This is a genomic window from Dankookia rubra, from assembly GCF_004355005.1.
GTDB classification, from domain to species: domain Bacteria; phylum Pseudomonadota; class Alphaproteobacteria; order Acetobacterales; family Acetobacteraceae; genus Paracraurococcus; species Paracraurococcus ruber_A.
On record NZ_SMSJ01000273.1, the window covers coordinates 1 to 1,236 of the forward strand.

The window sequence follows — 1,236 nt, forward strand, 5'->3', positions numbered from 1 at the left end:
GTGACGCTGTCCTTGCCCGAGCCGAAGGTGACGTCGGCGACCGAATAGCGACCGTCATAGCTGCCGTTGTAGAGGCTGCCGTTGTCGGTGCGGTCATAATCGGCGAGCGAGGAAAGCCCGGCCGCGGTCACCTTGACCACGTCATCGCCCGCCCCCGTTTTGATGGTCATGGTGTTGAGCGCGGCCCCGGTGCCGTTGCTGTGCGCCACCCAGGTGAGGTGGTCGTTGCCGTCAGCCAGCGTCATCGCGCCGCGCTTGGCGCTGACCAGCATGACATCGAGCGCCTGGGTACCGGCCGCATGCAGGTCGATATTGGCCTGCACGAAGTTGTCGAAGGCGAGCTTGCTGGCGAAGCCTGCATTCCAGGCCGCCGGTGCCATCAGCACCGCCGGGGTGTTGTTCCAGGCGCCGGTGGCGCCGAAGGTGTGGTAGTCGGCGCCGCCGAAGGTGGTGTGGCCTTCCCAGGCGGTCTTGGCATAGCTGCCCACATAGCCGAACTTCGCCGCGGGAGCGATGTCGCCGGGAGTGGTGTTGGCGCCGCCGCCGTTGCTGCCGCCACCGCTTCCGCCCGTGCCGCCGGTGTAGGTGCCGTTCGCAGCGGCGTACTGGACGTCATACAGGGTAATGGTGTTGTCGTAGCCGCTGCCGTGCTGGGCATCGGTCGACCACCAGGTCTGCATGCCGATGCCCGGCGCCTCGTTCTCGCCGCCATGCGCGGCGTCGGCCGGGACGTGTTCCGTTGTCGTCCACTTCTGGACGCCGTCGACATACATGGACAGCCGGCCGGCCTGCCAGTCGAGCGAGTAGGTGTGGGTCTGCTTAACGTCGACACCGTCCAGGTTATAGGACTGGAACTGGTTGGAGCCGTCGGCACCCTTCCAGTGGATGGTTGAGTAGGCTTGGCCGCCCGGCAGGAGTTCGACCAGGTCGAGCTCCGGCCCCGGCCACACGTCGGTGCCCGGCCAGAGCAGGGCATAGGGGCCCGGCGCATCGCCCTGGCCCATGGAGAAGGTGAAGCTGAACAGGCCGTAGCCATAGCCCGCCTCCGGCGCTCCCCAGGGCGGGACCATGGTGCCACTGTCCTGGTTGTCGGGCGTGCTGCGGATGGTGATCTGGCCGGCAACGCTGGTGTCGATCCCGGGACCCCAGTTGCGGGAGAGCATGCCCGTGCCGTTGTCGAAGCTTTCGTCCCAGACGGTGTTGAACTGGGTCAGGTCAAGGGTAGCGGCCATGGTC

The 1,236-nt window shown here is 67.0% G+C and carries 1 protein-coding gene; it reads right to left on the minus strand.

Translation table 11 applies throughout. The features are described from left to right. On the minus strand, positions 1-1,236 hold a 1,236-nt coding region (locus E2C06_RS36505; protein ID WP_133293392.1), incomplete at both ends, for a glycoside hydrolase family 16 protein.